The following is a 425-nucleotide window of genomic DNA, read 5'->3' as shown; positions in this document are numbered from 1 at the left end:
TCTATGCACAGCAGTGCCACCTTGAGTCACCCTCAATCTCAAGACAAGTCATTGGAAAGCGTATGTAAGCGTCTTCTTCAGGAAAATAGCTTTCACAATCAGAGTGAATTACGAGAAAGCTTAATCAAAAATGGCTTTGCTGGAATCAGCCAATCAACGGTTTCACGTCTTCTGACTCAACTAGGGGTTATCAAGGCGCCAAACGCCCTAGGTAAAAAGATTTACTGCTTAGCACCAGAAACCAGCGCCATACAGTTTGATTCATCTATTGCTTCTCAGATCGATTCCGTTGCAGACAACAAATCCATGATTGTAATAAAGGCCAAGCCCGGAAGTGCCCAACTGATCGCTAGATTGATTGATTTTGAGGCAGACAAAGCCATATTAGGCTCCATTGCCGGTGATGATACTGTGTTGGTTATACC

General features: G+C 43.8%; 1 protein-coding gene. It reads left to right on the top strand.

Annotated elements, in window-relative coordinates:
- Positions 1-21: 21 nt before the first annotated feature.
- On the top strand, positions 22-425 hold a 404-nt coding region (locus AB4585_RS25545; protein WP_372171586.1), incomplete at its 3' end, for an arginine repressor.

Origin of the sequence: Vibrio sp. 10N.222.49.C9, assembly GCF_041474985.1 — a bacterium.
Taxonomy (GTDB): domain Bacteria; phylum Pseudomonadota; class Gammaproteobacteria; order Enterobacterales; family Vibrionaceae; genus Vibrio; species Vibrio crassostreae_C.
The sequence above is the reverse complement of the archived record's forward strand: the minus strand, read 5'-3'. Positions and strand labels throughout refer to the sequence as shown.